The sequence below is a fragment of the Methylobacterium sp. CCH5-D2 genome, assembly GCF_001556475.1.
Taxonomy (GTDB): Bacteria; Pseudomonadota; Alphaproteobacteria; order Rhizobiales; family Beijerinckiaceae; genus Methylobacterium; species Methylobacterium hispanicum.
Genome location: NZ_LSIX01001025.1, coordinates 1 through 2,932, shown reverse-complemented (window position 1 = coordinate 2,932; position 2,932 = coordinate 1). Strand labels below are relative to the sequence as shown.

Genomic DNA, 2,932 nt, shown 5'->3' with positions numbered 1-2,932 from the left:
GGCATCAACCGCTCGGCCGAGGGCACCCTGCAGGAGGTCGAGAAGGGCAAGGTCATCACGGCGCAGCTCGGCAGCGTGCGCTCGGCCATGGTCGAGGTGATGAAGGGCGCCGAGACGATCGCCCGCACCGCCGTCGAATCCGAGAAGGCCGCCGTCGAGGCCCAGAAGGGTGTACGCAAGTGGCGCGCCCTGCGGGAGTCGAACCCGCCTCTTCAGCGTGAAAGGCTGACGTCCTAACCGATAGACGAAGGGCGCTGGCGCTGGGCCGGGGCCTCTATAGGCGGGTGCGTCCCGGAGGGCAACGGTTCGTTTGCGGCTTGACGGAAGCGGCCGCGGCCGGTTTGTCGCGGACGAGACCGTTTGGACGAGGATCGTATGACCACCCGGCGCGACGACAGGCCCGCCCGCCCCCGCGTCCCGCGGCCGGCGCAGGGGCGGCGGCCCGGACGCCCGCAGCGGCCCGCGGGGCCCGACGGCGTCAGCGTGCTCTACGGCTGGCACCCCGTGGTGCAGGCGCTGGGCAACGCCGGGCGCCGGCTGCACCGCCTGCTGGCCACCGAGAACGCCGCCGCCCGCCTCGCGGCCGAGCTCGGCCCGCTGCGGATCACGCCGGAACTCGTGCGGCCCCACGACATCAACGCGCTGCTCGGGCCCGACGCGGTGCACCAGGGCCTCTACCTGGAGGCCGAGCCCCTGCCCGCCCCCGGGCTCGATGAGCTGCCGGACGACGCGCTGCTGCTGGCGCTGGACCAGATCACCGATCCGCACAATGTCGGGGCGATCGTGCGCACCGCCGCGGCCTTCGGCGTCACCGGCATCGTCACCACCGCCCGGCACGCGCCCGGCGCCACCGGCGTGCTGGCGAAATCCGCCTCGGGCGGCCTGGAGCACGTGCCCTTCGTCACCGTGCGCAACCTTGCCGAGGCGCTGATCGAGCTGGGCGAGCGCGGCTTCACCCGGATCGGGCTCGATTCCGAGGCCGCGGTCGATCTCGACACCGTCACGCCGTCCCGCCCGGCGGTCATCGTGCTCGGCGCCGAGGGCCGGGGCCTGCGCGAGCGCACCCGCACCTGCTGCGACGTGCTCGCCCGCATCCCCTTCACGGGCGAGATCCGCAGCCTCAACGTCTCGAACGCAGCCGCGATCACGCTCTACGCGCTGCGGATGCGCTGACCGGGGCTCTGCCCCCGGACCCCGCCGAAGGGTGTGACACCCTTCGGGATCCCCGGGACTTCAGCCCTCCAGCAGCTCGCGGGCGACCGCCCGGTAGCCGATGTCGCGGCGGCAGAAGCCTTCCGGCCAGTCGATGCGGGCGACCGCCGCGTAGGCGCGGGCCTGCGCCTCCTTCACGCTGTCGCCGAGCGCCGTGACGGCGAGCACCCGGCCGCCATCCGCCAGGAGCCGCTCGCCGTCCTGGCGGGTGCCGGCCTGGAACACCAGCGCCCCGTCGGCCTCCGCCGCGTCGAGCCCGCGGATCAGGGACCCGCGCACCACCGCGCCGGGGTAGCCCGCCGCCGCCATCACCACGGTCAGCGCCGCCCGCTGCGGGTCGAACTCGAGCGCGACGCCCGTGAGGTCGCCCTCGCAGGCCGAGAGCAGGGCCGGCACCAGGTCGGAGCTGAGGCGCGGCATCAGCACCTGCGCCTCGGGATCGCCGAAGCGGGTGTTGTACTCGATGAGCTTCGGCCCGTCCTCGGTCAGCATCAGGCCCGCGTAGAGGATGCCGGTGAACGGCGTGCCCCGCGCCCGCATGCCGGCCAGCGTCGGCGCGATGATGCGCGCCATCACCTCCGCCTCGAGCGCGGGCGTCAGGATCGCGGCCGGCGAGTAGGCGCCCATGCCGCCGGTGTTCGGGCCGCGGTCGCCGTCGAAGACCCGCTTGTGGTCCTGCGCGGTGCCGCAGGGTATCGCCCGGGTGCCGTCGCAGAGCGCGAAGAAGCTCGCCTCCTCGCCGAACAGGCATTCCTCGACGACCACCGCGGCGCCGGGCTCGGCGAAGAGGGCGCGCAGCGCGCCTTCCGCCTGGTCGAGGGTCTCGGCCACCGTCACGCCCTTGCCGGCGGCGAGCCCGTCGGCCTTCACCACGATCGGCGCGCCCTGCGCCCGCACGTAGTCGAGCGCCGGGTCGAGGGCGTCGAAGCGCGCGAAGGCGGCGGTCGGGATGCCGTACGCGGCGCAGAGATCCTTGGTGAAGCCCTTCGAGCCCTCGAGCTGGGCGGCTTCCCGCGTCGGCCCGAACACGCGGATACCCGCCGCCGCGAGGTCGTCCACGAGGCCCGCCACCAGCGGCGCCTCGGGCCCCACCACCACGAGGCCGACGCGCTCGGCCTCGCAGAAGGCGCGGACCGCCGCGTGGTCGGCGACGTCGAGATCCGGCCGGTTCTCGCCGTGGCGCGCCGTGCCGGGATTGCCCGGCGCCGCGAACAGGCGGGCGCAGAGCGGGCTCTTGGCGAGCGCGTAGGCCAGGGCGTGCTCGCGGCCGCCGGAGCCGATCAGAAGGATGTTCATGGGTCGACGCTTGTCCCGGAAAAGCGGCCGCGGGGAAAGGGGGGACCTGCCCCGTCGGGGCCGTCCGGCCCGATCCGGGCGGTTTTTCCGGGGTATCCCCAGCGTGAGCGCCCGCCCCCGGATGGTCCGCGCGCGTTCAGCTCCGCGCGGGTGGCACCGCCGGAGGGATGGCCGGAAGGGAGACGCGGGACGCCGCGGAACCCATGAGTTGTGCGTACGGATGCCGAGTTCCCCGGCGTCCCGCGGGTCGGAAGAGGCGTCTGCGCCCGGTCCGGCCCGGCTTGTCGTCGCGGTTTCTTCTCTCTCGCCTGCATCGACCCCGATCTTGCGGGGGCGGGTCATGCCGTTGCCCGGCGCTCCCACCCTCCGCTCGGCAGACTTCACGCGTCCTGCACCGGACCTCGTAGTGGGCCCGGCATCGGTT

General features: G+C 74.3%; 2 protein-coding genes and 1 tRNA gene. 1 reads left to right on the top strand and 2 read right to left on the bottom strand.

Translation table 11 applies throughout. The features are described 5' to 3' along the window. Positions 1-180: 180 nt before the first annotated feature. Positions 181-255: transfer RNA gene (locus tag AX737_RS27865), tRNA-Glu, on the bottom strand. 120 nt (positions 256-375) lie between these two features. On the opposite strand from AX737_RS27865, the gene rlmB reads away from it, so the two are divergent. Further along, positions 376-1,173 carry a 23S rRNA (guanosine(2251)-2'-O)-methyltransferase RlmB gene (gene rlmB, locus AX737_RS27860; protein ID WP_066927107.1) on the top strand — a complete coding sequence of 266 codons (798 nt, stop codon included), beginning with the start codon at positions 376-378 and terminating at the stop codon, positions 1,171-1,173. Between the two features lie 60 nt (positions 1,174-1,233). On the opposite strand, the gene purD is transcribed toward rlmB, so the two are convergent. Next, positions 1,234-2,508: a phosphoribosylamine--glycine ligase gene (gene purD / locus AX737_RS27855; protein ID WP_066927106.1), complete on the bottom strand. Its 1,275-nt coding sequence runs from the start codon at positions 2,506-2,508 to the stop codon at positions 1,234-1,236. Between the last annotated feature and the right edge of the window lie 424 nt (positions 2,509-2,932).